23 protein-coding genes and 2 riboswitches are annotated in these 26,738 nt (G+C 64.4%); of the genes, 15 read left to right on the top strand and 8 right to left on the bottom strand.

Annotated features, from left to right (window positions below; all coding sequences use genetic code 11):
* Nucleotides 1-18: 18 nt before the first annotated feature.
* Entirely contained in the window at nucleotides 19-303 is a 285-nt protein-coding gene (locus CFB52_RS33770; RefSeq protein WP_059637806.1) for a hypothetical protein, read from the bottom strand.
* Nucleotides 304-644: 341 nt separating this feature from the next.
* Between CFB52_RS33770 and CFB52_RS33765 the strand changes: the two genes are divergently transcribed.
* Genes CFB52_RS33765 through CFB52_RS33755 form a run of 3 tightly spaced genes read left to right on the top strand, consistent with a single transcriptional unit; the run spans nucleotide 645 to nucleotide 3,275 of the window.
* Nucleotides 645-1,607, top strand: a complete 963-nt coding sequence (locus CFB52_RS33765; protein WP_099318569.1) for a chromate resistance protein ChrB domain-containing protein — start codon at nucleotides 645-647, stop codon at nucleotides 1,605-1,607.
* Between the two features lie 19 nt (nucleotides 1,608-1,626).
* Nucleotides 1,627-2,799, top strand: a complete 1,173-nt coding sequence (locus tag CFB52_RS33760; RefSeq protein ID WP_099318568.1) for a chromate transporter — start codon at nucleotides 1,627-1,629, stop codon at nucleotides 2,797-2,799.
* Between the two features lie 14 nt (nucleotides 2,800-2,813).
* Nucleotides 2,814-3,275 carry a chromate resistance protein ChrB domain-containing protein gene (locus tag CFB52_RS33755; protein ID WP_099318567.1) on the top strand — a complete coding sequence of 154 codons (462 nt, stop codon included), beginning with the start codon at nucleotides 2,814-2,816 and terminating at the stop codon, nucleotides 3,273-3,275.
* 319 nt (nucleotides 3,276-3,594) lie between these two features.
* On the opposite strand, the gene CFB52_RS33745 is transcribed toward CFB52_RS33755, so the two are convergent.
* The 3 genes from CFB52_RS33745 to CFB52_RS33735 form a co-directional block, all read right to left on the bottom strand.
* The gene (locus CFB52_RS33745) at nucleotides 3,595-4,752 is read right to left on the bottom strand and encodes a DUF4382 domain-containing protein (RefSeq protein ID WP_059637798.1); all 1,158 of its coding nucleotides are present in this window, start codon (nucleotides 4,750-4,752) and stop codon (nucleotides 3,595-3,597) included.
* A gap of 248 nt (nucleotides 4,753-5,000) precedes the next feature.
* On the bottom strand, nucleotides 5,001-5,897 hold the full coding sequence (locus tag CFB52_RS33740) for an oxidoreductase (RefSeq protein ID WP_060010747.1): 897 nt from the start codon (nucleotides 5,895-5,897) through the stop codon (nucleotides 5,001-5,003).
* Nucleotides 5,898-5,902: 5 nt separating this feature from the next.
* Nucleotides 5,903-7,114, bottom strand: a complete 1,212-nt coding sequence (locus CFB52_RS33735) for an MFS transporter (RefSeq protein WP_099318614.1) — start codon at nucleotides 7,112-7,114, stop codon at nucleotides 5,903-5,905.
* A gap of 138 nt (nucleotides 7,115-7,252) precedes the next feature.
* On the opposite strand from CFB52_RS33735, the gene gcvA reads away from it, so the two are divergent.
* Nucleotides 7,253-8,185: a transcriptional regulator GcvA gene (gcvA, locus tag CFB52_RS33730; protein WP_059637796.1), complete on the top strand. Its 933-nt coding sequence runs from the start codon at nucleotides 7,253-7,255 to the stop codon at nucleotides 8,183-8,185.
* A 71-nt stretch (nucleotides 8,186-8,256) separates the two neighbouring features.
* On the opposite strand, the gene CFB52_RS33725 is transcribed toward gcvA, so the two are convergent.
* Together CFB52_RS33725 and CFB52_RS33715 are read right to left on the bottom strand one after the other, a co-directional pair.
* Nucleotides 8,257-9,423: a porin gene (locus CFB52_RS33725; protein ID WP_059578008.1), complete on the bottom strand. Its 1,167-nt coding sequence runs from the start codon at nucleotides 9,421-9,423 to the stop codon at nucleotides 8,257-8,259.
* A 701-nt stretch (nucleotides 9,424-10,124) separates the two neighbouring features.
* Nucleotides 10,125-10,589 carry a GNAT family N-acetyltransferase gene (locus CFB52_RS33715; RefSeq protein ID WP_099318565.1) on the bottom strand — a complete coding sequence of 155 codons (465 nt, stop codon included), beginning with the start codon at nucleotides 10,587-10,589 and terminating at the stop codon, nucleotides 10,125-10,127.
* Nucleotides 10,590-10,738: 149 nt separating this feature from the next.
* On the opposite strand from CFB52_RS33715, the gene CFB52_RS33710 reads away from it, so the two are divergent.
* The 6 genes from CFB52_RS33710 to CFB52_RS33685 all read left to right on the top strand — a co-directional run bounded on the left by CFB52_RS33710 (nucleotide 10,739) and on the right by CFB52_RS33685 (nucleotide 17,476).
* Nucleotides 10,739-11,401 (top strand): GntR family transcriptional regulator, encoded by a 663-nt coding sequence (locus CFB52_RS33710; RefSeq protein WP_059577463.1) that lies wholly within the window; start codon nucleotides 10,739-10,741, stop codon nucleotides 11,399-11,401.
* Nucleotides 11,385-12,623, top strand: a complete 1,239-nt coding sequence (locus CFB52_RS33705) for a dicarboxylate/amino acid:cation symporter (protein ID WP_060010667.1) — start codon at nucleotides 11,385-11,387, stop codon at nucleotides 12,621-12,623. The genes CFB52_RS33710 and CFB52_RS33705 overlap by 17 nt, the downstream gene beginning before the upstream one ends.
* A 174-nt stretch (nucleotides 12,624-12,797) precedes the next feature.
* A complete protein-coding gene (locus CFB52_RS33700; protein WP_060010662.1) occupies nucleotides 12,798-13,199 on the top strand; it encodes a hypothetical protein in 402 nt (133 codons plus the stop codon).
* A gap of 449 nt (nucleotides 13,200-13,648) precedes the next feature.
* The gene (locus CFB52_RS33695) at nucleotides 13,649-14,098 is read left to right on the top strand and encodes a GNAT family N-acetyltransferase (RefSeq protein ID WP_180278300.1); all 450 of its coding nucleotides are present in this window, start codon (nucleotides 13,649-13,651) and stop codon (nucleotides 14,096-14,098) included.
* Nucleotides 14,099-14,219: 121 nt separating this feature from the next.
* Nucleotides 14,220-15,623 (top strand): HD domain-containing phosphohydrolase, encoded by a 1,404-nt coding sequence (locus tag CFB52_RS33690; RefSeq protein WP_059637788.1) that lies wholly within the window; start codon nucleotides 14,220-14,222, stop codon nucleotides 15,621-15,623.
* A gap of 83 nt (nucleotides 15,624-15,706) precedes the next feature.
* Nucleotides 15,707-17,476, top strand: coding sequence for a histidine kinase (locus CFB52_RS33685; RefSeq protein WP_060010653.1), 1,770 nt, complete (start codon nucleotides 15,707-15,709; stop codon nucleotides 17,474-17,476).
* A gap of 33 nt (nucleotides 17,477-17,509) precedes the next feature.
* Here CFB52_RS33685 and CFB52_RS33680 read toward each other — a convergent pair whose 3' ends face one another.
* Nucleotides 17,510-18,625 carry a PHB depolymerase family esterase gene (locus CFB52_RS33680; protein ID WP_099318613.1) on the bottom strand — a complete coding sequence of 372 codons (1,116 nt, stop codon included), beginning with the start codon at nucleotides 18,623-18,625 and terminating at the stop codon, nucleotides 17,510-17,512.
* Nucleotides 18,626-18,929: 304 nt separating this feature from the next.
* On the opposite strand from CFB52_RS33680, the gene CFB52_RS33675 reads away from it, so the two are divergent.
* From CFB52_RS33675 to CFB52_RS33665, 3 genes are all read left to right on the top strand, one after another.
* Nucleotides 18,930-20,051 carry a sensor histidine kinase gene (locus CFB52_RS33675; RefSeq protein ID WP_099318563.1) on the top strand — a complete coding sequence of 374 codons (1,122 nt, stop codon included), beginning with the start codon at nucleotides 18,930-18,932 and terminating at the stop codon, nucleotides 20,049-20,051.
* Between the two features lie 216 nt (nucleotides 20,052-20,267).
* On the top strand, nucleotides 20,268-21,869 hold the full coding sequence (locus CFB52_RS33670; protein ID WP_099318612.1) for an ATP-dependent endonuclease: 1,602 nt from the start codon (nucleotides 20,268-20,270) through the stop codon (nucleotides 21,867-21,869).
* Nucleotides 21,862-23,013, top strand: coding sequence for a UvrD-helicase domain-containing protein (locus tag CFB52_RS33665; RefSeq protein ID WP_099318562.1), 1,152 nt, complete (start codon nucleotides 21,862-21,864; stop codon nucleotides 23,011-23,013). Before CFB52_RS33670 ends, CFB52_RS33665 begins: the two co-directional genes overlap by 8 nt.
* A gap of 264 nt (nucleotides 23,014-23,277) precedes the next feature.
* Here the strand turns inward: CFB52_RS33665 and CFB52_RS33660 are convergent, their stop codons facing one another.
* Entirely contained in the window at nucleotides 23,278-24,300 is a 1,023-nt protein-coding gene (locus CFB52_RS33660; protein ID WP_099318561.1) for an ABC transporter substrate-binding protein, read from the bottom strand.
* Nucleotides 24,301-24,440: 140 nt separating this feature from the next.
* Nucleotides 24,441-24,562: riboswitch (guanidine-I (ykkC/yxkD leader) on the bottom strand.
* A 432-nt stretch (nucleotides 24,563-24,994) separates the two neighbouring features.
* A riboswitch (guanidine-I (ykkC/yxkD leader) is annotated at nucleotides 24,995-25,126 on the top strand.
* A gap of 58 nt (nucleotides 25,127-25,184) precedes the next feature.
* On the opposite strand from CFB52_RS33660, the gene CFB52_RS33650 reads away from it, so the two are divergent.
* Nucleotides 25,185-25,940 (top strand): urea amidolyase associated protein UAAP1, encoded by a 756-nt coding sequence (locus CFB52_RS33650; RefSeq protein ID WP_099318559.1) that lies wholly within the window; start codon nucleotides 25,185-25,187, stop codon nucleotides 25,938-25,940.
* A gap of 11 nt (nucleotides 25,941-25,951) precedes the next feature.
* Nucleotides 25,952-26,608: an urea amidolyase associated protein UAAP2 gene (locus tag CFB52_RS33645; protein ID WP_060010634.1), complete on the top strand. Its 657-nt coding sequence runs from the start codon at nucleotides 25,952-25,954 to the stop codon at nucleotides 26,606-26,608.
* Nucleotides 26,609-26,738: the final 130 nt, after the last annotated feature.

Raw genomic sequence — 26,738 nt, 5'->3', positions numbered from 1 at the left:
CCCGTCCCGGCGACGACGTCAGAGGGTCGTCAGCAAATGCAACTGACGTTCGGTCTCGTTTCCCGCGACCAACGAAAAGAACCCGGTCTCGCGACGCTCGACTATCGTGAGCCCCTCGCTGTCGGAGAAGACGTTCCAGGCGATGCCGTCGACATGTGCGATCGCTCCGCGCGTTCGCGCGAATGCCAGCAAGAGCCGACTCGCCTGGCGGCGGAGCACCTGACGATCCGAATTCAGCACATAAGGGGGGCAGCCCGCACGCAGGACGAGATAGTGAGGAATGACGCTGGGATCAATTTTCATGGGGCGGTTTCATGTGCGGGCCTGCGTTTGCCGTTCAGTTGCAGTCTGCGCGGTGTCGGGGAAAAGCGTTCGATCGCTCGACGGCAGCCTGCCGTCGCGTGCTTTCAGTTTATGCGCAGAACCGCCCGATTCGCAGGATATCGTCACGATGTGCCGCGGCGTCGACCGCATATCGGGCCCGCATCGGGTTGCGCGGCTGGCGACGAGGCGGCCCGGGCGCGTTTGACGGTCGTTGTTTTTGCCTTCCTGTTCCACGCGTCGAGCATGGCTGCCTGCCGTCGAAATGGTGTAGCGATATCTACCGAATTGCAGTGTTCGTGACGGCCACTTATGCTGCCGTCATGAATGCCGTCCCGACTTCCTGGCTCCTGTTGATCGTCAGTCTGCCGACCTCCGGCGCGACTGCCCGCATGCGCATCTGGCGTACCGTCAAGGCGCTCGGCTGTGGTGCACTGCGGGACGGCGCCTATCTGTTGCCTGCGCATGCCGAGCAGGCGGCGCAACTGCGTGAGCTCGCCGACGAGGCGCGCAACGGCGAAGGGCAGGCGTGGTTGCTGGATGTCCGGGCGGACGATCCTGCCGACGAAGACGCGTACCAGTCGCTGTTCGATCGCGCGGGCGATTACGCAGGCTGGCTCGCCGAGCTTTCGGCGGCCCGCAGCACGCTGCCCGATCTGGCGGTCGCCGAGCTCAACCGCCTGCAACGCCGCCATGCTCGCAACTACGAGGCGATTCGAAGCATCGATTTCTTTCCCGGCGAAACTTCGCTGCGCGCGCAGGCGCAATGGCGGGATTTCACCGCCGCGGTCGAAGCGTTGCGCTCGCCCGGCGAGCCGCATGCCGCGCAGCGCGGCATTCCGCGTCGCGACCGTGCGCAGTATCAGGGCAGGTTGTGGGCGACGCGCCGTCACCTGTGGGTCGATCGCGTCGCCAGCGCGTGGCTGATTCAGCGTTTCATCGATCCGCATGCACGCTTCGTGTGGCTGGACAATCTCGCCGATTGCCCGGCCGACGCGCTCGGCTTCGACTTCGACGGCGCGCCGTTCACGCATGTGGGCGATCGCGTGTCGTTCGAGGTGCTGGTCGCCAGCTTCGGGCTGGGCGACAACGACGGACTCGCCCGGCTGGGCGCCATGGTGCATGCGCTGGATGTGGGCGGCGCCACCGTGCCGGAAGCCGGCGGATTCGAGGCCATTCTCGCCGGCGCCCGAAAGCGCGTCGCCGACGATGACGCATTGCTGACGGAGATCGGCACCGTACTCGATTCGTTGTACGTGCATTTCCGCGGCAACCGCCAACCCTGACCATGCTGCTCGCGCCAACATGAATACACACCGGGACCGCCCGGCCTATACGCTGTGGCAAATGATCGGGTACTTCGCGCGGCTCGGCGCGACGGGGTTCGGCGGGCCGGTCGCGCTCGCGGGCTACATGCATCGGGATCTCGTGGATACGCGCCGATGGATCGCGGACGCGGACTACAAGGAAGGCCTGGCGCTCGCGCAACTCGCCCCCGGCCCGCTCGCCGCGCAACTGGCGATCTATCTCGGCTACGTGCATTACCGCATCGTCGGCGCCACGATGGTCGGGATCGCGTTCGTGCTGCCGTCGTTTGTGATGGTGGTGCTGCTCGGCTACGCGTACACGCGATTCGGCGGCCTGACGTGGATGCAGTCGGTGTTCTACGGCGTTGGCGCGGCGGTGATCGGCATCATCGCGATCAGCGCGCGCAAGCTGACCGCGAAAAGCATCGGCCGCGACACGCTGCTGTGGGCGATCTATCTCGCGCTGGTGGCCGTGACCGTGATCACCGAATCGGAAGTGGCGTGGCTGTTTCTCGCGGCGGGCGTGCTCGTCTGGCTCACGCGTGCGCCGCCCCGGTGGTTACGCCAGCGGCGCGTCGATGCGGTCGTGGCGTGGCCCGTTTCCGCCACGGGCGCATGGCTCGGTATCGTCGACTGGCCGCAGCTCGTGCAACTGGCCGCCTTCTTCGCGAAGGCCGGCGCGTTCGTGTTCGGCTCGGGGCTCGCGATCGTGCCGTTCCTTTATGGGGGCGTGGTCACCGAGCACCATTGGCTCAGCGAGAAGCAGTTTGTCGACGCCGTGGCGGTCGCGATGATCACGCCGGGCCCGGTCGTCATCACGGTCGGCTTCATCGGCTATCTGGTGGCGGGGTTGCCCGGCGCGTGCGTGGCGGCGGCCGGTACGTTCCTGCCGTGCTATCTGTTCACGGTGTTGCCGGCCCCGTACTTCAAGAAATACGGCAGGCTGCCGGCGATCCTGGCGTTCGTCGACGGCGTGACGGCCGCGGCCGTCGGCGCGATCACGGGGTCGGTGATCGTGCTGGCCCGACGCTCGATCGTCGACGTGCCGACCGCATTGGTGGCGCTCGCGACGATCGTGCTGCTGGTCAGGTTCAAGAAGCTGTCGGAGCCGATGGTCGTCGGCGGAGCCGCCGTGATGGGCCTGATCGTGTATCCGCTGTTGCATCACTGATCGTGGAGGCCGCCATGCAATGGATTACTCGCCAACGTCCGAAAATCGACCGGGTAGCGTGTCCTTGGCTCATTGCCCGTTTTATCGACGAGACGCCCGAATTTCTCTATGTTGCGCCGGGCGACGTGCTGCGCATCGCCGGCGAGAGCGGCGCGATCCCGTACGACATTCCCGGCGTTGAATTGACGCACGTCGGCGAGCAATGCAGCTTCGACGCGTTTCTCGGCAAGTACGGCCTGACCGACGATCAGGCGTTGCGGCACATGGCCCGCATCATCCGCGGCGCGGATACGTCGCGGCTCGACCTGACGCCGCAGTCGAGCGGGCTTCATGCGATTTCGCTCGGACTGTCGGACATGTTTCCCGACGATCACGCGATGCTGGAACACGGTCTCGTCATGTACGACGCGCTGTATGCGTGGTGCAGGCATTGTCAGGCCGAAGGCCATGCGTGGCCGCCGAAGCTGGCGGAGTGACGCGGCGGGGAACGGGGATTCGTCGAGCCCTCGGGCGTGGGCGCCGGCTCGCTCGCGCGATGGATGAAAAAAAGCCCGCGGCTGCCGCGGGCTTTACATCAACAATTGCCTTTCTTGGCCTGTCCCGGCGGACAGAATCCATTCCCCGGCCCGCCTTGCGGCGCGACCACGACCGGTGCGCCAGGAACATAGGCGACGCACCCGCCGAGCGCGCCCACCATGCTCGCCGCTGCGAGCAACGCGATCATCCCTTTTTTCACTTCGTTCTCCCGTTGGAAGGAAAGGGCCGTTCGGCCCTTTCGATGATGCCGTCAGCGCGTCAGAAACTGAAGTTGACGTTGGACTGACTGGTCGTTGCGTTGACGTTTGCCGATTGGGTCGCCCCCGATGCCGCGTCGGCCTCGATCGTGTATTGGCCTGCGGCGGCCGGCGCCGCGGCCAGCGCGACCGGCAGCGACCCCGAGTAGGTGCCGACGATCGGCGCGGCCGTGGGCACGGACAGCGAATAGGCGCCGGTGTCCATGTTCGCGTTGATCGACGTGATCTCGTACGCGTTCGCATCGATCGTCTGCAGCGCGCGCACGAAGGCGTTCGCGCTGGCCGTGACCGTACCGCTGACGGTGCTCATCGTCGACGCAGGCAGCGTGATCGGTGCGCTCGACGCCGACACCGCCGTGGTCGTGTTCACCACCACCGGCACCGAGCGGACGATACCCGACGCGAAGTTGTTCTTCACGATCACGACGTCGTAGTTGCCCTGCGTCGAGCTCTGGATCAGCGGCGACAGCACGAACTTCCCGGAACTGTCGGCCACCGTGCCGCGAACGACCTTGCCGCCCTGTTCGGCATAGACGGTCGAGCCGGCTTCGGCCGATGCGACGTAACCGGAGATCGCGCCGCTCACGACGGTCGGGATCGCGGTGACGACCGGCTTCAGCGCATACGAGCCGTTGCCGCGCTGGACGATCGACTTGCATGCATTGAAGTCGAGCACGAGATCGACGAGCGTGTTGGGCTGGACCGTGAACGGCTGGATGATCTTGTAGCCGCTTTGCGTCGCGCTGGGCGTGGCGAGCGCCTGTTCCGAGCCGCCGGTCGGGACGACCGAGTTCGCGAGGTTGTTGCCTTGATTCTGCGCGAGCACCAGCCGGACTTGCTGATACTGGCCGGCGGGCAGCGCGGTCTGGCCCAGATCGGCGAGCACGCCGTTGGTCAGCGACAGCAGGTCGATCTTCTGCGGCGTCGCGAGGGAAACGGTCGACCAGCCGGCATCGTTGTCGGAGGCATTCGCGTTGGCGTTGACCCGGACCTGCGAGACGGTGACGTACACATGGTCGAAGCCGCAGGAAGGCGCGTCCGTCATCGCGACGTGCAGCGTACCGGTTTGCGTGCCGCCGCCGTCGTCGCCGCCGCCGCAACCAGCGAGTACGAACGGCACGAAGGCGGCGCACAGGGCGCTCTTGATGATGGTGTTCATATGTCACCCCCAGATGGGATCGTTATTGTGGGTGACGGAAGAATAGCCGGACGGCAACTCACTATCTGGGCATCTTTGAAACGAACGGTAACTTTTTGTTCGGCCGGTCAATTTTTACCGGAATTGACCTCGCATCGGCGCGCGCCGGGCGGGTGGCGACGGCGATTGATTCGTACGGAGCGGCAGCAAGCATCTTTTGTCAGACGTTAGCGCTGCCTTTGGCGCAGAGTATTTGTGGCGGTCCGGCATCAGCCCGGCCCGTCGCTCGCGGCCGCGAGCAGCGGCACGACCAGATCGCTGATCGGCGTCGGAATGCCGTGCGTTCGTCCGTATCGCTGCACGACGCCATTGCGGCAGTCCCATTCGAGCGGGCGGTTGCCCTGCCGGTCGGCCAGAATGGACGTTCCCAAATCGGGCGGAAAGCCGTGGAATCCATCGATGATCTCCTGCGGCACTTCATCGCCCAGCTTCGCGCCCTCCGCACGCGCGACCGCGAGACATTCCCGCAGGTAGGCGAGCGACAGTTCGGTGATGTCGCTTCGCGAGAACATGCCGGCGCGGCGACCGGTCAGCACCATGAGCCCCGCCACCGCGTTCTGCAAAAGCTTTCGCCACGCGAGCGAGACGAAATCCTCCGCCACCTCGGGCGAGCAGCGCGTGCCGCGCAACGCCGAGGCCACCACGTTGCCGGCCGGCGTATCGGGCAGGGTGAGCCGGGGCCTGCCGCGCAGCCACACCGACTCGCCCGATTCGCGTTGCGCGGGAAACCAAACGACCGATGGCACGACCGCGGCGCCGGCCGCATACGGTGCGAACGCGGCCTGTTGCTCGACGCCGTTTTGCAGCACGCAGACGACGGTATTCGCGTCGCATAGCGCGGAGACCCAGGGCGCCGCGCTCGCTATCTGCGTCGACTTGACCGCAATGAACACGAGATCGAACCGGCCCTCGATCGCTTGCGGATCGGTCAGCACGGGCCCGGGCACGACGATTTCGCCGCCGTCGAAGCGCAACTTCAATTGCGCGTGCGCCGAGCGGCCGCAGATCACCGGCGTGCGGCCGGCTTCATGAAGGGCCGCGGCGACGGTCGTTCCGATTGCGCCCGGACCGACGAGGGCGACGGTCGGGTAGTCAGGTTTCGTCATGGTGTTCATCCTGTCGAGTCGTCCGCCAGATGCGGGCGCAGCGCGAGGGCGAGCGGAAAAATCGCGAGGGCCGTCAACGCGGTCGCATAGGTGGCGCCGTGCACGCCGATCCAGTCGCCCAGGAAGCCGTAGAGCACGGGCGACAGCGCGCCCGACGCGATCGTCCCGGTATAGAAGATCGCGAACGCGCGCTCGGTGCGTTCGGGCGCGGACATCTCCGGCACGGTTCCGTACAGCACCGACGAAGTGCCGTTGAGCATCATACCCAGAATGGGCAGCAGCACCATGGTCGGCGCCAACGGGAGAGACATCACCGCGATGATGCACGCCGCTGTCCCGCCCTCCGTGAGCAGCACCGTCCTGACCATGCCCATGCGCGCGCCGAGCCAGCCGCACATGAATTTGCCGGCCGCGCCGCCGATGAAAACGAGCGCAAGGGCCGTGCCCAGCAGTTGCGGCGAGACGCCCTTGGCCTTGAGCAGGAACGGCAGAAAGGTAAGCAGTCCCATGCGTACGGCCGTATCGAGCACGCCGATCGAAAACAGCGCGGAGAATCCGCTTCGCCCGGTGCCGCTGCGTTGAGTGGACGCCTGGCCTTTGACCGTCATGTTGGCGGCGGCGCGTGGCACGGCCGGAAACCAGAGCGCGATGACGGCGGCCACGACACCGCCCAATCCGGCGACGATCCATAGCGCATGACGCCACGGCATCATCGTCACGAGCAGCGAAATGGCGGCCGGCAGCGCGGATTTCCCCAGATCGCCGGAAAAGTTGTAGATGCTCAGCGGGCCTCTCGCGTCGCGCCCATAGACGCGAGAGACGGCGCCCGACGCGATCGGATGCTGCGTGCTGGAGCCGCCGCCCGAAATCGCGAGCGCGACGCCCAAGCCGAGCAGGCCGCCCGACATGCCCGCGATCGCATAGCCGAGCGCGGCGAGCAGCGTGCCGATTGCGAGGGTCGAGCGGCTGCCCAGGCGTTGCGCGAGGCGCCCGGCCGACAATTGCAGCGTCGCCATCGTGCCGGCATAGACGCCGCGCAGGATGGCGAGGGCCGCGAAGTCGAGCCCGAATTCCGACTGCCACACGGGAAGCAGCGCGTAGATCATGTCCGTATAGCCGTCGTGCATGGCATGCGCAATGCACGATAGCCACAGCACGCGCCGTCGGGGTGGCGCAGTCTCCTGCATCACGGGAGGGGAAAAAACCGGCAGGCGCATCGTCATTCGCTCCGTGCGAGCGGGGGAGGGGAGCCGCTTGTGGCATCGCTTTCACGCTCGATGCGTCGATTTTATGGCCGACGCGACAGCCATTTCAATTGAGCTAAAATCGCGTCAGTTGGGAGAAAAAGTCACGTCATGAACGAAAGCCGGGATGCCGCGAAGCCCCGGGGCGAGTTGCCCCCGCTCAATGCGCTGCGCGCCTTCGATGCGGTCGCGCGGCACGGCAGCTTCGCGGCTGCCGCGGCGGAACTGCACGTGACCCACTGGGCCGTGGGCAAGCAGATCAGGTTGCTGGAGGACTGGTTCGGGCTGCCGCTGTTCGACCGTCGTCCGCGCGGCGTCGTGCTGACCGACGAAGGGGCCGCGTTGCTGAACGACGTCAGCCACGCGTTCGAGCGCCTCGGTACCGCGGTGGGGCGGCTGCGCCACAACCCGTTCACGCACCGGATATCAGGCGTCGTGCGGGTGAACGTGCCGATGAGCTTCGCGCTTTGCTGGCTGCTGCCGCGGCTCGCCGATTTTCATTCGCGGTACCCCGACATCGACGTGAGGGTGTCGACGACGTCGCGCAAGCTGCGCTATGTCGCCGACGCGTTCGATATCGGTGTCCGCTCCGGTCCCGAGCAGGGCGCGGGCGTCGTGTCGCGCTCGTTGATGCCTGATTTGCGCGTGCCGGCCTGCAATCCCGCCTTGCTGCGGCAGCACCCGATCCAGAGCGTGGCCGACCTGCGCCATCACGTCCTGCTGCATTCGGCCACGACACGCTCCGCGTGGTCGCACTGGTTGAAGGAAGCGGGCGCTTCCGATCTGCGAGCCGCACGCCATGTCGAATTCGATCACGTGAATCTTCAGTTGGGCGCGGCCATCGAGGGGCTCGGCGTGGCGCTGGCCTCGCTGCCGCTGATCGGCCGCGATCTCGCCGAGGGGCGCCTCGTGTGTCCCATCGCGGCGCCGGTATGGCGTGCCGACGACTACATGCTGGTGACGAACGCCGATCGCGCCGACGATGCCGCCGTGTCCGCGTTCGAGGAATGGATGGAGCGCATGGCGAGTCAGGAGGGCGGCTAGGTCCGCCGGTCAGGCCGGGCGGCACGACGCCGGGGTCGTGCCGCCACTGCGCCGGTGTTGCCGGTCGGCGATCAGAAGCCGTGGAACATGCCGATGTTGACCTGAACCTGGTTGCCGCCCGACGAGGTGTTGCCGAAGTCGGCGGCCGAGGCCTGCGCGCCCTTCGCATGCACGTAGGCGCCCATCGCGTACAGCGCGGTACTCTTCGACAGCGAGTACGTTGCCCCCAGCGACACCTGGTTGATCGAGGCCATCGTGCGACCTTCGGCGGCTTGCGCGGGCGTGGCCGCGGAACCGTAGACATACGTGTAGCCGGTCGCGAGCGACAGCGCCGGCGTGACCCGGTACTGCAGCAGCGCGCCGAGCACGTTGAAGTGGATCGACGGCTGGCCATCGTTGCCCTTGTACTGGGCGTTCGAGTAGCGCAGGCCAGCCGTGTACGGCCCCACCTCGTATTGCGCGGCGACTTGCGCGATGCCCGCGCTCTTGAACGCATTGCCACCGTTGTAGCCCGAACTCGGGTAGCCCAGCGCGCCGCCGAAACTCGGTTGTGCCGTTGCGTTCAGCCAGCCGTTCTCGCCCTGGTTGACCGCACGAAAGTAGCCGCCGGCGACCGTCAGGCCGCCTTGCGCGTAGGTCGCGGCCGCCGACCACGACTGACCCGAGCCCGTTGCGCCGGCCACGCCGCCGAACGAGTACGCGGCTTCGGCCTGGAAGCCGTGGATGATCGGCGAAATGTACTTCACCGCGTTGTTCTGGTTCGTCGTGTTGTCGTTGTTGTCGACGTCGCCCGGGGTCGAGAAGGTCGACGCCGAAATGGCGTCGCCCGTCAGGACCTGGACCATTTCCGTCACGGCGTCGAGCTGGCGCCCCAAGCGCAAGGCGCCGTACTGATTGGACGCGAGGCCCACGTAAGCCTGGCGGTTGAACAGCGAACGCGTGTTACCGATGGGCCCCTGGCCGCCTATGCCGCCCGTCCCAATACTGAAACCGTTCTCGATCTTGAATACCGCCTGGAGGCCGCCGCCGAGATCCTCCTGCCCCCTGAGGCCCCACTTGTTCGAACCGGCGGCACCGCCATCGAGGCCGTACCTGCTGTGGCCATTGATGTTCGACGTGTAGCCGATACCGGCATCGAGCATGCCATACAGGGTGACCGACGACTGTGCCATTGCTGCCGACGATGCTGCGAAGGCGGCAACGGCGATAACGCTGATGTTGATCTTCTTGTTTTTCATCTGCATTTCACTGTGAGGAGAAGTTTCGGGACGGATTGAAACGGCTTGTGTCGCATTCGAATGCAGATGACGACGCACGGCCTGTGCGTCGTTCCGGTCGCGCCGGCCGGCGTCGTATATTCGCTCGGTCCGATCGGCATGCCACATTCGACCATTTCGTTATCCTTACAATTTGATGCGGGGAACGCGACGCTGCTCGACCTATCCTGCACCCCCGATCAGAACGATCGCGGCGCCCCAACCTGAACGAAAGCGACTTCCTTGCTTTCGTTGCCGCTCCAGCTATCCTGTGTCGTCGCGCTTTGCAGGCGGAAAGACCATATCAGGAACATAAATTCCCGTCAAAATTAGTTTGATATAAGTTAATCTCGTTTGATAACGTCGCGCCTTACGGAGTTTCCCTGATAGGAACCGGGGTCCACGGAGGTGTATCGAGGTGCGCGCCGTCGCGCCGCCGAATGTCGACAACGGCAAGCGAAGGCGGAGAACGGAGGTGAACGCGATATTCGGTTGCGGGCCGCCACGACGATCAGCCATCAGGAAGGAAAGTACCGGTCGCCAGGGTCATTCTGGATAACCGTTCCATTTTCTCCGCGATTGCAATAATCGAAATGGAGAAGGCGATCGTTGAATATCTGTCCGGGCCGGCCGGCGCCGGACACTGACGCCGACCGAGATCGAACGTCAGCCGCGGACGAAACTCAGCGCTCGATCCGGCGCTGCATTAGATAAAATTTCATGTCGTCGCGCCCGCGCATTGAAATCGGAATCGGATCGCGATCGAAGCCGAGGATTTCATAGAACCGATATGCCGATTCGCGCGCCGTGCACCAGAGCAGAATGCCGCGTTGTTCGCGCACATGGCGAATGGACAGATTGACCAGCAGGCGTCCGAATCCCAGGCCGCGTACCGACGGATGGACGGCCATGCCGCGCAGGCGCCACGCGTCGGCGTCCGAAATGCCGGCGTGTCCTTCCTTGCAAACCGATGCGACGGCGACGATGGCGTCGTGGTCGCGAACGGCAAAGTGCATGGTAGTGGGGGCGAGGTCGCCATGCAGGGCGCTTCCCTCCTCGTCTCCCGCCATCAGGATTGCGGCTCTGAGGGGATAGGTTTCTTCCGCACGGACGGCACAGATGGTAAAGCGCACATCTTGTGAAATCATATAATTATCGGCTCTCTTCGTGACGCGGATTTTCTTCCGTTTCTCTTTCGGTATACCCACTCGCAAAATTAGCAGTTGCCGTGCGTTATGAGTAAGGGTAATTTCCTATCCGCGACTTCTTTTCAATCATACGCTAACTGCGATCACAGATGACGTCGAAAGTCTCGACAGATGCAGAGCTCGCCTACGACGAGATCCGATCGAGGATCTTTGACGGCCGGCTTGCGCCTGGACAGAAAGTATCTCATCGAGGCCTGTCGGATGAACTGGGTTTCGGCCAAATGCCGGTGCGCAGCGCATTGCATTTGCTCGAGTCCGAAGGGCTGGTCGTCGTCATCGAAAAGAGCGGCACCTATGTCGCTTCGCCAACGACGAGCGATCTCCGCGAAATTTTTGAAATGCGGCTGGCGCTGGAGAGTACCGCGGCGTTTCTTGCAGCGAGGTCGGGCGCAACGGCAGGGCTGCGCGAGGCCGCGGTAAAAATGCAGGAACTGGTTGAGCGGGACGTCTCGGACATCATGCTCGAACAACGTATCGGCTGGGTGTTTCATCAAGAGTTGTTCGCTGCCGCACGGAACGTCCGGATCTCGTCGGCGTATGGTCTGTTGCGGGCCCAGACCCTGGCCCTGAACGAACTCCCGCGCGGCGACGCCGAAACCGTTCGGCGCGGCACGATCGAGCACCTGCACATCTTTCACGCAATCGAAGCGAACGACGGCGAGCTTGCGCGTCAGCATATGTGGAATCACATCGTCGACGGTACGCCGGCACGGATCAAACTGTTAAAGGCACGGCATGAACACGAAAAATAAAGGGCTTTCCCTCCCGATGCAGATGCTTGGCGGACTCGTCCTGGGCGCCGCGTGCGGCGTGTTTGCGCCGGGCTTTGCCGCGAAGCTCGGCTTTCTGAGCGCGATGTTCGGCCACGCGATCAAGATGGTCGTCATGCCGCTGATCTTCCTGTCGGTCACGGTCGGGGTCTTTCGGGCCGGCAGACTTCGCGAGCGGCTCGGAAAGGTCGCCCTGTCCAGTATCGGCTTCTTCGTATTGATGACGGGCCTGGCCGCGTCGCTCGGCCTGCTGCTCAACCTTGCATTTCGACCGGGCCTCGGTGCGAGCATGACGCAATCCGGATCGATGCCCGCGGCGCTCGCGTCGAGCATCGACTGGACGAAATTTCTCGTCGATCTGATTCCCGCAAACATCGTCGCTGCGCTCGCGGCGGGAAATTCGCTGCCGGTGCTCGTCTTCGGCGTCATTTTCGGTGCGGCATTGGCGGCGGCCCCCGAGCGCGCCGAGCCTGCGATCGCCGTGTTCGAGGCGCTGCTGTCGGGACTGTTCAAGATGGTCCAGTGGGTGATCGCATGGTCGCCGCTCGCGATCTTCGCCGCGATCGCGCAGTTGTTGTCAGCCAAGGGCTTTGCGGGCGCGCACTCGCTTATCGAGCTTCTGGGCGTCGCCTATCTCGGCATGGCGATTCTCGCGGTTGTACTCACGGCCGTCATTCGCGTCGCCGGTCAGTCGCCTCTGGCCGTGCTCAGGAAGGTGAGGGAACCGCTGATCCTCGGCTTCACGACGCGCTCTTCCGAAATTACCTACCCGCTGCATCTGAAGAAACTCGTTGAACTGGGCGTTCCGTACGGCGTGGCGTCGACGATCTTGCCTCTCGCCTATATTTTCAACCGCGACGGCGCGGTGCTCTACACGGCTCTTGCGGTCGGCTATCTGGCCGACGCCTATCACCTTGCGTGGTCCTGGCCGCTCGCGATCACGATTCTGATCTTGACGATCATCACCATCGACGGCGCAGCCAACGTGCCGTCCGGGGCGATCGTCGCCATCACCATCGTTCTGACGTCGATCGGGTTGCCGGCCGATGCGGTGCTGCTGCTCCTGGGCGTCGACGCGTTTTTCGACATGGGGAGAACCGCCCTCAACGTCTACGGGAGCACGGCGGCAGCCGCTGTTGCGGTGAGACTTTCCGGTTCCGACAGTATCGCCGCCGAACCCGTCACGGGTCAGGCGAGCGTGTAGGCGCTTCGGAAGCGACGGACGCCGCGCGTGGCGATGTTGAGCCCCGCCGATTACCAGGCGCTGGCGCACGTCCGTTCGAGCATTCAGGCAGGGCGAAGGGAACAGGTTGGATGGACGTGCGTTCCGATCAAGCTTCAGTGGGTGGAACGACGTATTTTTTGCCGGAGAAACAGGATGATTGGTTCAGAGTCCGCTGATTTTTTCATGCTGCGCCTGGGTACGCCGCATCCATCGTGGATGTTCACCGATGACAGCAACATGCTTGGCATCGGCGATTGCGACGGGGTGATGAGCGCCATGTTCGAGCTGGATCGCAACCAGGTCGCACGGATCAGAAAACTGGGCCGATCGGTGGAGAGGATTCGGTGCACGTGCGAGCGCGCTGGCCGGGAGCTGCACTTTTATCTCCATGGCAGGCAGGTATCCCAAGGCGTATGGGTCGGGGTCGCGTCGGCCGATCCCGACTATCTTCCGACCGACGAGATGATCGCCACATGGGAAGTACCGACGCCCGACGATGCGTTCAGGTTCGCGGGCGTGAGCGCAAACCGGGACGCATCGGTTAGCCCGGCCTGAACTGCGATCACAGATTATTGCGCGGGTTCGAGCGGGCAACGCTCCGATCGGCCTGATCGATCTCTTGACCTGCCCGCCCGTCACACCGCGCGCGCCGTTCAATGCATGTGGTTCTGGCACACACCAACCTCGGATCGCCAGGACCTTTTTGCTGGCCGGTTCACCGGCCAGCGCTTTTTATTCCATTGAGCCGATTGCATCGGTTCGTTTGCTTCGCGCTCACCGACCAGAGGGTGACGTGCCGCGCCGAAGCCCGCGTCGAACGAGGACGCCCAGGCTCGGTTGGCCTCGTTCGTCGGTGAAGCGCGAGATATCGGCGAAGGATTTCCGGCCACGCGAGCGCGACGCATCGAGGCGCCCGGGCGACGTCGTGCGTCCTCGATGCCCGGGTGGCGCGGCGCCGCCAGACCGGGCGCTTGCTTCTCCGTGCATCCCGCCAGCCAATGACAATGTCCCTGACCTTCGTCCCCGTCACGCACGCCGACGCCGACACGCTCGTCGCGATCCGCATCGCCGCGATGCGCGACAGCCTCGAGCGCATCGGCCGTTTCGATCCGCAGCGTGCGCGCGACCGGTTTCTCGCGTCGTTCGACCCCGCGCAATGCCGTTTCATCGAAGCCGGCCATTCGCGTGCGGGCTTCTACACGCTTCGCCCGATGGCGGACCACTGGTTGCTCGACCACCTGTACATCCTGCCCGCGCATCAGCGCAAGGGTATCGGCGCCGCCGTGCTGCGCCGGATCCTCGCCGAAGCCGACGAACACCGGATGCCCGTTCGCGTCGGCGCATTGCGCGGCAGCGATTCGAACCGCTTCTACGAACGGCACGGTTTCGTGCGAACCGCCGAAGCGCGATGGGACATCTACTACCGGCGCGAACCGGGCACGCCGACGACGTAGCGTCCGCGCGATGCATGCCGGTTGAAATCGACGCGCACGTATTAGCGTTTCCCCCGATGTGGAAAACGCGGAGCCGGCCGATGTTGCAGAGAGGGCGTAAATAATTGATCCGAGGCCGATTATGACGACATCTGCAACAAACGGCGTGAATGCCGTGTCGCCCGAAACGTCCGACACCGCGGCGGCATCCGGCGAAGCGACGTCGATCCTGCTGGTCGACGACGAACCGAACGTGTTGTCCGCGCTCAGGCGCGTATTCCGGCCCACCGGCTACGACATCGTGACCGCCGACAGCGGCGAGGCCGCGCTCGACATCCTCGCGTCGACCGACATCGACCTGATCGTGTCCGACATGCGGATGCCGCACATGAGCGGCGCGGAATTCCTGGCGCGCGCGCGGGCGCTGTACCCGGACACGATGCGCATTTTGCTGACCGGCTATGCGGAGATCGCGTCGGTCGTGCAGGCCGTCAACGAAGGCGGCGTCTATCGCTACCTGAACAAGCCGTGGGACGATCACGACCTGCTGCTGACCATCGAGCAGGCGCTGGAGCAGCGCCGTCTGCGTCGCGAAGCGGCGCGGCTGGCGGCGCTGACGGAGGCGCAGAACGAAGCGCTGCGCCGTTTCAATACGGACCTCGAAACGCAGGTTCGCGCGCGCACCGAGGAACTCGGCCAGACGGTGATGTTCCTCGAAGCGGCGCAAGGCGACCTGAAAAGCAGCTTTACGGCGATGGTTCAGGTGTGCGCGAGCATGATCGAGCTGCGCTGCGGGGCCGCGAGCGGGCATGCGATGCGCGTCGGCGAGATCGCGCGGCGGCTCGCGCTGGCCGCCGGAATGAGCGAACTGCACGCGCAGGACGTCTATTTCGCGGGGCTGTTGCACGGCATCGGCAAGCTGTCGCTGCCGGACGAATTGCTGCACAAGCCGCTCGCGAAGATGACCACGGACGAGCACCGCGTGTTCCAGGAGCATCCGTTGCGGGCGCAGATGGTGCTGACGCCCGTCGCCCAGTTGCACAAGGTCGCGTCGATCGTGCTGCACCAGTACGAGCGCTTCAACGGCCGCGGCACGCCGGACGGGCTGGTCGGCGACGCGATCCCGATCGGGTCGCGGATCGTCGCGATCGCGCGCGATTTCGAAGGCCTGCGCCACGGCGAAATCGGCGCACCGCATTCGATCGAGCAGGCGATCGACGTGTTGCGCTCGCAGGCGAGCGTGCGGTACGACCCGCAACTGGTCGCCGACTTCATCGAGTTGATGCGGGATCCGGCGAGTCTCGGCATCGCGGCGTCCGTCGCGGAAATCCGGTCGGCTCAACTGCGCGAAGGGATGGAGCTCGCCGACGATTTGCGCACGCATCGCGGCGTGTTGTTGATGACGAAGGGAAGCGTGATGTCCGCGCACCAGATCGAGCTCGTGCGCCGCTTCGAGACGCGGGAGGGCACGCCGTTCGACATTCTCGTGCTGGCGCGTCCGGCCGGCCAGACGCACGCTCCCAACGCAGGCGCGCCGCCGGCCTGACATCGAACGTCGGCCTGACGGCCGCGGGGCGCGCGACCGCCCGCGCCGCGGCGATGCATTCAACCCGTTCCGGGCGTCCGATCATGCATGGCATCTACAATCTTCCGCTCGTCCTGCTGTCGCTCGCGATCGCGACGCTGGCCTCCTATACGACGCTCGATCTCGCCGCGTTCATTTCGCTGCTCGACAATCCGAAGCTCAAGCGCGCATGGCTCGGCGGCGGGGCCGCGGCGATGGGCACCGGAATCTGGTCGATGCATTTCGTCGGCATGCTCGCGTTTTCGCTGCCGGTGCCACTCGGCTACGCATGGCAGGAAACCGGCGCCTCGCTGGCGATCGCGGTGCTCGTGTCGTACTTCGCGCTGAACGTCGTCACGCGCGCGCGGCTGGGCTGGCGGCGGCTGTGCGCGGGCGGCGTGCTGATGGGCGGCGGGATCGCCGGCATGCACTACACGGGGATGGCCGCGATGCACATGCAGCCCGGCATTCGCTACGACGCCGCGCTGTTCGCCGCGTCGATCGGAATCGCGGTGATCGCGTCGACGGCCGCGCTGTGGATCGCGCAGGCGTTGCGCATGCGGCAGGCGCATCACGCGACCGCGCAACGCATCGGCGCGGCCGTCATCATGGGCGTCGCGATTACCGGCATGCACTACACGGCGATGGCGGCCGCGCACTTCGCGCCGGATGCGCGGTGCGGCGCCGCGAACGGCGTCGACGCGCCGTGGCTCGCGACGACCGTCGCGTTGTTTACGATGGCGACGCTGGTCGTCACGCTGCTGGTGTGCCGTTTCGATGCGCGCACAACTTTCCTGCGCGGGATGACCGATACGCTCGAACGGCTCGTGCGGTTGCGAACCGGCGAACTCGAACGCGCGCTGCACAGCTACGAGCAGACGACGCGGATGCTGCAACGCACGCGCGAGAACATGGCGACCGAGATCGACGAACGCAAGGCCGCGCACGCGCTGCTCGAACAGGAGAAGGACGAACAGCGGCGCCTGCTGCATGCGCTCGAGGAAACGCACGAACAGTTGCTCCAATCGGAGAAGCTCGCGTCGATCGGTCAGCTCGCGGCCGGCGTCGCGCACGAGATCAACAATCCGATCGGCTTCGTCAGCGCGAACCTCAACACGTTGAAGACGTGGGTGCGCAGCCTGCTCGACGTGGTCGCCGCGCATGAAGCCGCGCTGCCGCAACTCGATCCGGCCACCCGCGACGCGCTGACGGCCGTGCACCGTGCCGCGGATCTCGACTACGTCCGCGGCGAGATCGCGCCGCTGATCGACGAGTCGATCGACGGCGCATTGCGCGTGCGTCGCATCGTGCAGGACTTGCGCGATTTCTCGCGCCCGGCCAGCGACGAATGGAGCGTGGTCGATCTGCATGCGGGCCTCGAGAGCACGCTCAACGTCGTCCACAACGAGCTCAAGTACAAGGCCGACATCGTGCGCGATTACGGCGATCTCCCGCACGTCGAATGCCTGCCGTCGCAGTTGAACCAGGTCTTCATGAACCTGCTGGTCAACGCGGCGCAGGCGATTGCCGAGCGCGGCGTGATCACGATCCGCACGTCGAGCGACGGCGATCAGGTGTCGATCGAGATCAGCGATACCGGTGCGGGCATGACGCCCGACGTCGTCCGGCGGATCTTCGATCCGTTCTTCACCACGAAGCCGGTCGGGCAGGGCACGGGGCTCGGGTTGTCGGTCTCGCACGGCATCGTCGAGCGTCACCGCGGCACCATCGACGTGACGAGCGAGCCGGGGCGCGGCACGACCTTCCGGATACGGTTGCCGGTTCGGCGCGCCGGCGACCGCGCGGGCGCGGCCGCGCTGGAGCAGCGGGCGTGACGACGTGATGGCCGGCGGCGCGGGTGTCGTGCGTCACGCCAGTCGTTTGCGGCGCTGACGACGGAAGAATTGCCAGAACATCGCCGTCGCGTCCGGCCCCTTGGCGGAATGGAACGGCTCGCCGGGATCTCCGCCGCTCCAGGCATGCGGCAGCCCGCGCACGATGCACACCCGGACGATCAACCGTCCACCCTTCAGATAATCGATAAAGTCCGCATCGCCCTGCGCGTAGCTGCGTTGCTCGCCGACGCGGATCGCACCATGTTCGTCGACGAGCCGGTTGAGCCGCGCGAACGCGATGCCGAGCTGCGTTGCGTTCCGGTCGGTCACGACCGTATCGAGCGCGCCGTGCACGACGAGCGCCGGCATGCCGGGATAGGACGCGACGTCGGCGCACGCGTCGAGCGCGTGGATCGGATCGTCGCGGATGCCGCGACGCATCAGGCTCATCGCGGCCATCGTCGACGACGGCGGCGCGATGGCCGGCCCGGAGTGCAGGCCGACGGCCGCGAAGCGGTCGGGATACCGTAGCGCCAGCGCCGCGGCGAGCCCGGCGCCGGCGGACAGGCCGGCTACGTAGATGCGGTCGCGATCGAAGCCGTGGCGATTCACGATCGCGTCGACGAGCGATGCGACGGCCGCGGCTTCGGACTGCGTCGCGTCGCCGTGCCAGTGCCAGCAGCGATGAGCATGGGCCGTCTTGGCCTGCTCGGGAAACAGCACGGCGAAACCGGACCGCTCGGCGAGACGGCAGATGCGCGTGCCCGCGGCGAACGATTCGGCCGTCTGCTTGCAGCCGTGCAGCATGACGACGGCCGGCATGCCCGCTGTGCTGGCAGGTGCCGCGGGCAGGTACAGCGCATACGCAAGATGGTTCACGAGCCGGCCGGCGCTCGGGCCGGCGGAATGAAACGAGCGGAGCCAGGTGCCGGCCGGCCGGGCCGACGGAGCGCGGACGGCGGGCACGATGCCCGTCCGTTTGGCGGCAGGGGCGGCGACGGTCGGCCTGCCGGTTCGTTGAACGACCTTCGTGGCGGCCTTTTTTGCGGCCGGCCGCGCCTTGCCGGCCCGTTTCTTCGGACGCGCGCCGGCCGCAGCGGAAAACAGTTCAAGATGCCGCAACCAGATGCTGGATTTTTTCCTGGGCATGTGCAATCTCGTAGCGGCGGCCGGATCCGCCGCAGAGTGAAAGTCGAATGGGGCGGGGAGCAAGGTTCGTGCTGCGCCTTCCTGCAAAACGGGGTTGACGCGTGTCCGTTATCGGCGATGCCGGGTTGATCGAAGTACGCCGCTTGCGCGACTCGACTGGTACGCACGTTGCAGTGGGCTTCCCGTTTCCCGTCCCGGCTGGCGATTCCGCGTGGAGGCGACGATCGGCTCGCCCGCCGGGCTTCACGTGATATCGTGCGGTTCGACAGCAGCATCCACCGTTCATTCCATTGTGAGGGGCGACATGCGCCTAGCTGACTTCATCATACGAAACATGGAGCCGATACTGGTCCAGTGGGAGGCGTTTGCCGCCACGCTGTTACCGGCTGCGCGGCACATGAACTCGCATGGGCTACGCGATCACGCGCGCGAGATCCTGATCGCCGTGGCCCAGGACATCGCCGTTCCGCAAACGCGGGAGGCACAACACGAAAAATCCTTGGGGCGCGCGGCCGAGCCGGCGAATGCCTCGGAGACGGCCGCGCAGACGCATGCCGTGCTGCGTGCGCGGCGCGGCTTCAACATCAACCAGTTGGTGGCCGAGTATCGCGCACTGCGCGCCAGCGTGCTGCGCTTGTGGATCGACGCATGTCAGCCGAGCCCGCCTCATCTGGACGACATGATTCGCTTCAATGAGGCGATCGATCAGGCGGTGGCGGAATCGGTCGCCTTTTTCACCGAACAGGTCGAGCAGTCGCGTAACTTGCTGCTGGGTATGCTGGGCCACGACATGCGCACGCCGTTGCAGACGATTCAGGTCACGGCGTCGTATCTCTCCGCACTCAATGCGGGCGAGGAAGTGTCCGAGGCTGCCGGCCGGTTGATCAGGAGCGGCGGTCGCATGCAGGGCCTTCTCGACGATCTTTGCGATTTCAACCGGACGCAGCTCGGACTCGGCATCAACGTCGTTCCTCGCCATGTCGATCTCGCACACGTGCTCGCCAATGTGGTGGACGAACTGCGGGCGGGGCACCCTGATCGCGATATCGACGTCGATATACGTGGCGACCTCCGCGGCGATTGGGACGATCAGCGAATGCAGCAGTTGCTGAGCAATCTGGTGGGCAATGCCGTGAAGTACGGAACGCCCGGGACGCCGGTGCGGGTGACGGCCGCGGCGAACGATTCGGAAGTGCTCGTCGAGGTCGGCAATCGCGGGCCGGTGATCGATCGGCATACGCTGGACCGTATCTTCGATCCGCTGCAGCGTGGCGAGGACCGTCCGGATAGGAAGCGTGACGATGGCGGCCTGGGGCTCGGTTTGTTCATCGCCAACGAAATCGCTAAGGCGCATCGCGGCTGGATCGATGCGCGGTCCGACCCGACCGAAACGGTATTCACGGTGCGGTTGCCGAGAGGCGGGTGAAGTGGGGGAGCTGGGAGACGCGGCTTCAGGCGGCTCGCCATCCAGCTTGCGGCCGGCGGTGGCGACAGGCCGTCACCGGCCAGAAGCAGACGTTCGACATTCGCCCGTGAATCGTTGACAATCGGAACCGTCAGGCCGGGTTCATTGATATGAACCCGTCGCGTTCGGAGGACCATAGCTCGTCCCCTAAAAATGAGAGCACTGGAGGAGCACGGGGTGATTCGCAAAATTAAGATTCTAGGTTATCGCATCCATAGGAATTTGACTGTTGAACCGAATCAGAAATTCAATCTGATCGTCGGAGCCAACGAGTCGGGCAAGTCAACACTCATGGAGGCTGTCGCGCTTGCGCTCACTGGCCGAATCAACGGCCGCAGCGTCTCCGAAGAGCTGAATCCGCATTGGTTTAACACGACCAGCGTCGCCGAATTCATCAAGAAGAGAGCCAGCGGTGTCCCGGTCAGTTTTCCGGAAATACTCATTGAATTGTCATTCGAAGACATCCCCGAACTGCAAAGCCTGTGCGGTGCAATTAACACGCATGTGCCGACGACCGCGTGTCCCGGCGTGACCATGCGGATTTCTGCGAATCCGGAGTACGCCGAAGAACTGGAGGAGTGGGCCAAGTTGCCGACCCCCCTTCTACCTGTCGAGTACTACCGCTGCGACTGGCGGTCGTTTGCAGACAAGGATCTGACGATGCGGCCGAAAGTACTGGCTACGGCCGTCATTAACTCGCAGACCGTACGAACGTCGTCTGGAATTGACTATCATCTGCGCCAAATCCTGGGGGATCAACTGGAGCCCGCTGAGCGAGCACAGATTTCGCTCGAATACCGCCACGTAAAGGCCTCAATGTCAAAGACTGCGTTGAGTGCTGTCAATACCAGGATGAGTTCCGTGCACGCAACCTTGCACAGTCGGCCAATCGCGCTCGCAATGGACCAAAGTGCTAGAACATCGTGGGAAGGCGCTGTCACTCCGCTCGTTGATGACGTGCCGTTCAGCATGTCCGGTCAAGGGCAGCAGTCTGCGATCAAGATTTCGCTCGCGATGAGCCGTCATGCCGGACGTGCTAAGTTCGTCATGATCGAAGAGCCTGAGAACCATTTGACGCACACAAGCCTCGTTACTCTGTTGTCGAGAATCGAGTCACTTGCGGCTGAGCAGCAACAACTGTTTGTCACTACACATAGCTCATTCGTCCTCAATCGACTAGGTCTAGATTCCCTTCTGTTGATGGGTAACGATGTCGCGGCTAAGCTCTCGACACTAGACCCGGAGACTGTCAATTACTTTAGGAGACTTCCCGGATACGACACGCTGCGCATCGTCCTCGCGAACAAGATCGTGCTCGTCGAAGGTCCATCCGATGAGATCGTGTTCGAACGAGTATTCCAAGACACGTACGGCAAGCGCCCGATGGAGTGTGGAATCGACGTTCTGAGTATGCGCGGGCTCTCGCTGGCACGTGGCCTAGAGCTGTGTGCAGCACTCAATAAGCCCATAACCGCTCTTCGGGATAACGATGGCGTTGATCCGGACGAACATCGACGGTCTGTAGATGCATGGCTTAAGAAGGGCGAACGCGAACTCTTCATTGGAGACGTCGCGCACGGCAAAACGCTTGAGCCTCAACTTATTCACCATAGCGGTGAGACCTTGCTGCGTGACATTCTCGGGATTGCTGTTCATGCAGACCTGCTGAAATGGATGAGCCGAGAGAAGACCGAGGCGGCACTTCGGATCAGTGCCGCCAGTAAAAAGATCGTTCCACCGGCGTACATGCTCGAAGCGGTCAAGTTTGCTCATGGCTAACCATTTGACGCTGGCTGTCGCCGGCTCTCGGAAAACACAAGGCCTCGTTGAGTATTGCACGTCGCTGTCGACGGAGCGGCGTGTGTTGGTGCTGACGTATACACAGGCTAATCAGGACGAGCTAATCAGCCGGTTAAAGCAGTACGCAGGAAATCACCATCACGTCGAGGTGATGGGCTGGTTTACGTTTCTGCTTCGACATTTCGCAAAGCCTTTCCTACCATTCAAATTTGTAGGGCAGCGCGTCCTTGGTTTCAATTTCGATGGGCGCCCCTCCCGTTTTGCAAGTGGTATCGGTCGATTCCTGGATCCTAACGGTGCAGCATACGGATGTGAACTTGGCCGCCTTGCTCACGAACTCGTTGCGGAAAGTAAAGGGGCTCTCCTGAGAAGGCTGGAGTGCATCTACGACGAAATCCTAATCGATGAGGTTCAGGACCTCAGTGCCCACGACTGGGAAATCATCGATGTGCTGCTACATTCATCGATCGACATCCGGATGGTGGGCGACATAAGACAGTCCGTATTGGCGACAAATCCGCGTAGTTCCAAGAACGCAAAGTACTCGTACGCGGGAGCTATCAAATGGGCGCGCGAGCGTCAGGCGAAAGGGCTGCTTGACATCTTTGAGAGCGTGACGACTTGGCGATGCCATCCTCTGATTGCGAAATTCTCCGACAGTATCTTCGACCCATCTTGGAAGTTCCCCGAGACACAATCCAGGAACGATATGGTCACGGAGCATGACGGCGTGTTTCTGGTTTCGACAAAGCATGTTACTGAATACGTTCGCATCTTCCAGCCTCAATGCCTGAGGTATAACGTCAGCTCAGGCAAGGCCTTCGACCTTGATTATCTCAATTTTAAAGTGTCAAAGGGCATGACCTATGAGCGCGTTTTGATAATCCCGACCGCGCCGATTGCCAAATTCATCGCATCTGGTACCTATCTAGAAGCCAACTCCGCTTCAAGCTTCTACGTTGCAGTTACGAGGGCACGGCAGAGCGTTGCAATCGTTCTGGATAAAGCAGGTACATCTTCGTTGCCCTTCTGGCACCCGGCAGTGGTGCCCACGGTGAGTCGATTAGTCTCTTCCCGTCAGCAAAATGACGGACATACGGAAGAAGGAAGTTCGCCCACATAGCTGCATGGGGGCATCCCATCCGTACATACTGATCGTCGATTGATGGGCTGCTGTTGCGATTTCCATTCGACCGCTTGGGGTCGCAAACAGCCATTCGCCTCTCGCCGCAACGGTCATTCAGCGTCGCCGCCATTCAGCCGGACACACGGCGACAAGCCAGGCAGCCAGACAATTAGCACTCCCGTCCGAAACCTGCGACCGCCCCGGCATAGCCCACCGGCGCGTCGCACCGCGTCGCCGCGCGCGCCGGCAAGCCTCCCGCGATCAATGCGCGTCGATGAACCGCGAATCGATATACGCGTCGACGTCCTGCGACTGCTTGTACACCGCATTACGCACATTGAACGCATTCGCGTTGCGCGTCGAGCCGTAGATCGAATCGAGCCCGTCGCCCTTGCGGAACGCACGCTTCGCGGCCGCCTCGTCGAGCAGATGCGTGCCCTTCAGCAGCGGAAGGTATTGCGCCGGCGCGAGCCCGACGCGCGCCGACATGATCTTGACCGCATCGGCTTGCGTCTTCGGATCGTTGATGTACGCGACGCAGCGATACCAGACCTTGACCACCTTTGCCCAGTCGGCCCGCCGCGCGGCGAGGCTCGCCGGCGCGACGGTGATCGCATCGTAGATCAGCCCCGGCGCATCCGCCGACGTGAAGATCGCCCGCGCGCCCGGCGCGCGCTTCAACGCCTCGCCGGCATTCGGTTGCCATGCGGCCACCGCCGCGATGTCGGCCGACGACCCGAGCACCTGCGGCAGCTCGTTGGTTTTCGCATTCACGAGCGTGACGTCGCTGTCCTTGAGCCCGTGCTTCTGCAGCGCGGTTTCGAGCAGAAGATGGTCGACCAGGCCGAGCTCGACGCCGATCTTCTTCCCCTTCAGCGCCTCGACGGTGCGCAGCGGCGGCTTCGCGACGATCATGTCGTTGCCGGCCGAATAGTCGGTCAGCAGGATCATCACGTTCTTCGCGCCGGACGCGCCCGTCACGAGCGCATCGCCGTTGGTCGCCGCGACCGCGTCCAGCTTGCCCGCGGAAAACGCGTCGAGCGACGCCGAATAATCGAACCATTCGAAATCGACGTCGACGCCGGCCTCCTTGAACCAGCCCTTGTCGAGCGCGACCTGGAACGCGACCCAGCCGGGCCAGTCGCTGTAGCCGATCTTCAGCGGTGCGGCAGCCTGTGCGGCGGGCGCCGCCCATAGCGCGGCAGCCGCGGCGGCGGCGCCCAGTGAGTGACGGATGAAACGGAAGGACGACAGGCGGCGGAACGCCGAGGCGGGACGGGTCATCGTTGTTCTCCAGGAGACCGGGATCGGGATCGTCGATACGGACCGTGCGCGAGCACACGGTCCGGCTGCGTGACCGGTTCCTGCGGATGTGCAACGAACGGGGCGGCCACGGAGAGGCGCGACGGCCGTTGCCATCGCCAATCTCCCGGGCTTTTGTCCCGCCGTGTAGCACGCGTGCACCCGCTCTTGCGATCGGATGAACCCGCGCCGGGCTGCTCTCGGACCAGACGTTCGATGAACCGGAACCCTAGCACCCCTAAGATGCGACGCCGCCGCACCTCTCGGCGTCATGCCGAGCGAGAAGCGTGCCAACGGCGCGCGGCAACGCGATTCAACGGCGGCGCATGGTGCGCTGAAGTTCGATGAAGCGGGCGGCGAACAGCGCGTGCAGTACGCGCCGCAGCAGGTCGAGCTTGTTCATGAAGGATCGGGGATGAGGTGGCGGTGCATGGATTCAGCAATGCCCATGCCATCGCGGATCGGCCGGTGCGCGAGCGCGCGACGCGCACTGCGCCGGTGCGCGGTTGCGTGTGCATGGTGCGCCGCGCGCCCGCCGCGAGGGCAAGCGAACGCGTCCGCCATTCGCATGCCGTGCGGCATCGCGCCGTCGGGCCGTGTCATGCGGCGATCGGGCAATGGCTGGCACGTAACTCGCTTGTTCGATGCCCGAGAGGTGCGAAGCAATTTGCATCATCTTCAGGATCGCTAGGGTTCCGGTCGTGCGGCGTGCGCCGCGCGATGCCTGGTCCGAGAGCAATCCGGTCTTGCCTTCGCCTCGATTCGAGGAAACGGTGAGGCTCCACGGAGGGATAAAAGCCCGGGAGGTCGCGATGTCGTTCGGTCGCCCTCTCACGCCTTTTGTCCAACCGACCCACGGAGCCGCCATGTCGCCGAGCCCCCAAGCCGTCCTCGCCCCACCGTCGCACGTCGCGTGGGAAACGCTGATTCCCGCCGGAACACACTGGTCCGGCATTCTGCGGCGCGGTCTCGCGCTGCGCATCGTCGATGTCGACGGCGGCGCGAACCTGTCCGCCGTCTTTCATCGTCAGGAAGATTTGCTCGAGCGCTACAACATGGCCGACACGCTGAAGGCGCAGCACACCGCGCATCTCACGCGCGGCCATGCGCTGTACACGGACATGGGGCGCGTGATCGCGTCGATCACCGCCGATACGCTCGGCTGGCACGATCCGCTCGGCGGCGTCGGCGATGCGCGGCTGTTCGCGCACAAGTACGGCACGTCGTCGTACCAGGCCGACCGCAACGCGATGATCCGCAACGGCCGCGACAGCCTTGTGCTCGAGCTCGCGAAATACGGGCTATCGGCACGCGACCTCGCCGCGAACGTCAACTTCTTCAGCAAGCTGAGCACGTACGACGACGGCGCGCTCGATTTCGTCGCCGGACATTCACCGGCCGGCAGCGCGTTCGACCTGCGCTTCGAGATGAATACGCTCGCGGCGTTCTCGACCGCGCCGCATCCGCTCGATCCGCGTCCGGACTACGCGCCGAAAGCCGTGAAGCTGATCGCGTACCGCGCGTATCCGGCCGACGGCGCGGCGCCCGACGACGACCCGTGCCGGCGCGCGTGCGCGGAGAACACGCGCGGCTTCGCCAACACCGACCGTCTGTTCGCGTAAGGAGCGAGAGCATGCCGATCATCGAAAGCCGTCTCGACCCGCGCGACGCGATCCACGACATCACGCTGAACGCGGGCGACCCGTGGCTGCACGACCTGAAGCGCGGGCAGACCTTGCGCATTCTCGACCTGGAAGGTAACCAGGCCGTCGACACGCTGCTCTACCGTACCGACGCTCCCGAGGAACGCTACAGCGCGCAGGACACGATCCGCGCGCAGCGCAACCTGTACCTGAGCGCGGGCAGCGTGCTCGTGTCGAGCCATGGCAATCCGATGGCGACGATCGTCGCCGACACGTGCGGCCGTCACGACACGCTCGGCGGCGCATGCGCGGCCGAGAGCAACACGGTGCGCTATGCGCTCGACAAGCGTTACATGCACAACTGCCGCGACAGCTTCCTCAACGCGATCGCGCACTGCACGTGCGGCGCCGGGGCGCGGCTCACCAAGCGCGATCTCGTGGGCAACGTCAACTTCTTCATGAACGTGCCCGTCACGCCGCTCGGCAGGCTCACGTTCGAGGACGGCATCTCCGCGCCCGGCAAATACGTCGAGATGCGCGCGGAGATGGACGTCACGGTGCTGATCTCGAACTGCCCGCAACTGAACAATCCGTGCAACGGCTACAACCCGACGCCCGTGCGCCTCATCGTGTGGGAGGCGCAATGACCTGCCCCCACGCTCACTTGCTTTGCATGGGGCCGGAGTACGCGCTGAAGCGCGACTCCGGGCCGACATGTTCGCTGCCCCCCAAGGGGGCGGTTGCCGTCCACGGCCGGCTTTGCAAAGCCGGCCGGCT

Origin of the sequence: Burkholderia sp. AU18528 (genome assembly GCF_002223215.2) — a bacterium.
Lineage (GTDB): Bacteria > Pseudomonadota > Gammaproteobacteria > Burkholderiales > Burkholderiaceae > Burkholderia > Burkholderia semiarida.
Note: the sequence above shows the minus strand (reverse complement) of the source record. Positions and strands in the feature narration are given on the sequence as shown.

Coding starts and splice junctions, on each gene's coding strand:
- CFB52_RS33705 (WP_060010667.1), top strand. CDS start 11,385: ATGAACACGAAAAATAAAGGGCTTTCCCTCCCGATGCAGATGCTTGGC.
- CFB52_RS33765 (WP_099318569.1), top strand. CDS start 645: ATGAATGCCGTCCCGACTTCCTGGCTCCTGTTGATCGTCAGTCTGCCG.
- CFB52_RS33700 (WP_060010662.1), top strand. CDS start 12,798: ATGATTGGTTCAGAGTCCGCTGATTTTTTCATGCTGCGCCTGGGTACG.
- CFB52_RS33680 (WP_099318613.1), bottom strand. CDS start 18,625: ATGCCCAGGAAAAAATCCAGCATCTGGTTGCGGCATCTTGAACTGTTT.
- CFB52_RS33685 (WP_060010653.1), top strand. CDS start 15,707: ATGCATGGCATCTACAATCTTCCGCTCGTCCTGCTGTCGCTCGCGATC.
- CFB52_RS33675 (WP_099318563.1), top strand. CDS start 18,930: ATGCGCCTAGCTGACTTCATCATACGAAACATGGAGCCGATACTGGTC.
- CFB52_RS33760 (WP_099318568.1), top strand. CDS start 1,627: ATGAATACACACCGGGACCGCCCGGCCTATACGCTGTGGCAAATGATC.
- CFB52_RS33725 (WP_059578008.1), bottom strand. CDS start 9,423: ATGAAAAACAAGAAGATCAACATCAGCGTTATCGCCGTTGCCGCCTTC.
- CFB52_RS33745 (WP_059637798.1), bottom strand. CDS start 4,752: ATGAACACCATCATCAAGAGCGCCCTGTGCGCCGCCTTCGTGCCGTTC.
- CFB52_RS33715 (WP_099318565.1), bottom strand. CDS start 10,589: ATGATTTCACAAGATGTGCGCTTTACCATCTGTGCCGTCCGTGCGGAA.
- gcvA (WP_059637796.1), top strand. CDS start 7,253: ATGAACGAAAGCCGGGATGCCGCGAAGCCCCGGGGCGAGTTGCCCCCG.
- CFB52_RS33665 (WP_099318562.1), top strand. CDS start 21,862: ATGGCTAACCATTTGACGCTGGCTGTCGCCGGCTCTCGGAAAACACAA.
- CFB52_RS33690 (WP_059637788.1), top strand. CDS start 14,220: ATGACGACATCTGCAACAAACGGCGTGAATGCCGTGTCGCCCGAAACG.
- CFB52_RS33755 (WP_099318567.1), top strand. CDS start 2,814: ATGCAATGGATTACTCGCCAACGTCCGAAAATCGACCGGGTAGCGTGT.
- CFB52_RS33710 (WP_059577463.1), top strand. CDS start 10,739: ATGACGTCGAAAGTCTCGACAGATGCAGAGCTCGCCTACGACGAGATC.
- CFB52_RS33660 (WP_099318561.1), bottom strand. CDS start 24,300: ATGACCCGTCCCGCCTCGGCGTTCCGCCGCCTGTCGTCCTTCCGTTTC.
- CFB52_RS33650 (WP_099318559.1), top strand. CDS start 25,185: ATGTCGCCGAGCCCCCAAGCCGTCCTCGCCCCACCGTCGCACGTCGCG.
- CFB52_RS33645 (WP_060010634.1), top strand. CDS start 25,952: ATGCCGATCATCGAAAGCCGTCTCGACCCGCGCGACGCGATCCACGAC.
- CFB52_RS33735 (WP_099318614.1), bottom strand. CDS start 7,114: ATGCGCCTGCCGGTTTTTTCCCCTCCCGTGATGCAGGAGACTGCGCCA.
- CFB52_RS33740 (WP_060010747.1), bottom strand. CDS start 5,897: ATGACGAAACCTGACTACCCGACCGTCGCCCTCGTCGGTCCGGGCGCA.
- CFB52_RS33770 (WP_059637806.1), bottom strand. CDS start 303: ATGAAAATTGATCCCAGCGTCATTCCTCACTATCTCGTCCTGCGTGCG.
- CFB52_RS33695 (WP_180278300.1), top strand. CDS start 13,649: ATGTCCCTGACCTTCGTCCCCGTCACGCACGCCGACGCCGACACGCTC.